Origin of the sequence: Chromatium okenii, assembly GCF_016583745.1 — a bacterium.
Taxonomy (GTDB): domain Bacteria; phylum Pseudomonadota; class Gammaproteobacteria; order Chromatiales; family Chromatiaceae; genus Chromatium; species Chromatium okenii.
In genome coordinates this window covers 1-1,169 of sequence record NZ_NRRQ01000099.1, presented here as the reverse complement: position 1 = coordinate 1,169, position 1,169 = coordinate 1, and the positions used below count along the sequence as shown (strand labels likewise).

Below are 1,169 nucleotides of genomic sequence, written 5' to 3'. Positions count from 1 at the left end.
CTTGTTATGGATAATGCCGCTTTTCATAAAAGACAAGATATTCAGCAAAAGATTAAAGAAAGCGGGCATATTTTAGAATACTTGCCACCATATTCACCTGACTTAAATCCGATTGAAAACTATTGGGCAAAAGCAAAAGCGATTCGTAAAAGGAACCATTGCTCAGTTGATGCTTTGTTTGCCTGTCATTTGTAATCATTTTATGTTGGATCGACTATATTGTTTTGAATCCTCACTAGGTTTTATTTATGCCAGACATCAGCCGCGTTGCTTTATTTGGAAAACTCAATCGCCTTGGTTACAAAGCCATTGAGAGCGCCACCGTATTTTGTAAACTGCGCGGCAATGCTTACGTTGAATTGGTGCATTGGGTTCATCAAATTCTGCAATTACCGGATTCTGATCTGCATCGCATCATCAAACAGTTTAATTTAGAACCTTCGCGGCTGGCTAAAGATATTACCGAGGCGTTGGATCGACTGCCGCGTGGTTCAACGTCAATTTCTGATTTGTCTGCGCATGTTGAAGAAGCGGTTGAGCGCGGCTGGGTTTATAGTTCTTTAATGTATAAAGAATCGCAGGTGCGCACCGGTTATCTCGTGCTTGGTATTTTGAAAACACCAGGCTTGCGAAATACCTTGCCAGCGATTTCTAAAGAATTCGATAAAATTAAACTCGAAACGTTATGTGATCGGTTTAATGAGATCGTCGGCGGTTCACCAGAAGAAACGATGACGGCGCAGGATGGTTCGCAACTCGGCGGCGCAGCGCCCGGTGAAACCAGCGGCGCGATTACTCCCGCGTCAATGGGTAAACAGGAGGCGCTGCAACGCTTCACCGTTGATTTAACTGAACAAGCTCGCAGCGGCAAGCTCGATCCCATCGTCGGGCGCGACGCCGAAATTCGCCAGATCGTCGATATTTTGATGCGCCGTCGCCAGAACAATCCGATTTTGACCGGCGAGGCGGGCGTGGGCAAAACCGCCGTCGTGGAGGGTTTTGCACACAAAATCGTTGCTGGCGATGTGCCGCCGCCGCTCAAAGGAAACGCTGATTAAATAGCCAGCATCGTTGCGGCTTAAATGATAAAATATACACAGCCGTAATTTACATATGATGCCAGTATGAAACAATTTTCTTTTGCACAAGTAGAATTTTTAGCAAAGAAG

1 protein-coding gene and 1 pseudogene are annotated in these 1,169 nt (G+C 45.6%); both read left to right on the top strand.

All coding sequences use genetic code 11. The annotated features are described in order from the left end of the window. A partial coding sequence (locus CKO12_RS14320) for a transposase (RefSeq protein ID WP_200154953.1) occupies positions 1-195 on the top strand: 195 nt, incomplete at its 5' end. A 53-nt stretch (positions 196-248) separates the two neighbouring features. Then, a pseudogene (locus CKO12_RS14315) lies at positions 249-1,043 on the top strand (Clp protease N-terminal domain-containing protein); the annotation flags it as partial. Positions 1,044-1,169: the final 126 nt, after the last annotated feature.